Annotated in this window: 1 pseudogene; it reads right to left on the reverse strand. The window is 47.9% G+C overall.

Annotated features, from left to right (window positions below):
• Positions 1 to 343 (reverse strand): annotated as a pseudogene (locus C3B51_RS23260) (bifunctional diguanylate cyclase/phosphodiesterase); the annotation flags it as partial.
• Positions 344 to 843 lie beyond the last annotated feature (500 nt).

The following is an 843-nucleotide window of genomic DNA, read 5'->3' on the forward strand; positions in this document are numbered from 1 at the left end:
AGTAGGGGCGATCGGCAATGGAGATCGGGCCCGATATCTTAGATAAAGAGCAAGTGACGTTACCATCAGGCGTGGCCAGGCCAAAGTTGGCAAAGCTGGGCGACAGATGCTGTGCATTGGACAGCAGTTGTGGGCAGCGACCATCATGGTGTTGCAAATTGTCGGGCTGGTAGGCCAGTTGTTGCAGCAACGTTTGTGTGGCGGCCACTTCGGCATGTTGTAATGTGGCAACCTGATTGGCATACATCAGGGCCTGTTGCTCCTGTAGTTGCAGCATGTTGCTGCGCTGCGCGAACAACAGGGCCAGGATCAGCAAAAAGCCAGGCAGACTGAGTATTAGCATCAATCGGTAAAATCGCTGTTTTATTGATATTTCTTTAATAATAAAAACTCGCCTGGGTTTAAGGTGGCGGCATGATACAAGCGCAGCGCGCTTTAACCAACCCGTTTAAGCTAAATACTAGTCGAGAGTTATTAATTTTTCGGCTTTTTGGTAACACCCCGGCGCGTAAAAATTTCATGAATGAAATATTCCATAGTTATCAAAAAAGGGACGCTTTTACGTAAAAAGATCCCGCTTTATTTGTCTGCCCACATTTTCCCACCGAATTCATGGAGTTCCGCAAAACCCGCGATTTTTCTGGCCTGTAGGCGAGTCAAGCCGTGTGATCCAACTTGACAAAAAGGCTTGTCAAGCCCTAGACTGTCATCCTGTGGGAAAATGTGGGTTAGAGTGGATCAAATTGGATCAAAGATTGGCTAATCATATCAGGCCGAGCGGGTAGTTATGTTCCGCGGCGCAAGCTCATTGAGCCTCGATGACAAAGGGCGTTTTTCGATACC

It is taken from the genome of Pseudoalteromonas rubra, from assembly GCF_004212645.1.
GTDB lineage: Bacteria > Pseudomonadota > Gammaproteobacteria > Enterobacterales > Alteromonadaceae > Pseudoalteromonas > Pseudoalteromonas rubra_G.